Here is a 268-nt window from a genome sequence, read left to right on the forward strand (position 1 = left end):
GCTTGTAGCTCAGGTGGTTAGAGCGCACCCCTGATAAGGGTGAGGTCGGTGGTTCAAGTCCACTCAGGCCTACCAAATTCGCCTCCGTGCTGTGTTACGGCGATGCTCGCATACTTCAGTATGCTTCGCACCACCGCGCCTTGCCCGGAAACGAATTAGGGTACAGAGATTAGCATTTACGATGGGGTTATAGCTCAGCTGGGAGAGCGCCTGCCTTGCACGCAGGAGGTCTGCGGTTCGATCCCGCATAGCTCCACCATCCTTACTG

General features: G+C 56.3%; 1 tRNA gene. It reads left to right on the forward strand.

Annotated features, from left to right (window positions below):
* Positions 1–183: 183 nt before the first annotated feature.
* Positions 184–259, forward strand: a tRNA-Ala gene (locus OGY10_RS00010).
* Positions 260–268 lie beyond the last annotated feature (9 nt).

The organism is Citrobacter sp. Cpo148 (assembly GCF_030332375.1).
GTDB classification, from domain to species: domain Bacteria; phylum Pseudomonadota; class Gammaproteobacteria; order Enterobacterales; family Enterobacteriaceae; genus Citrobacter; species Citrobacter portucalensis.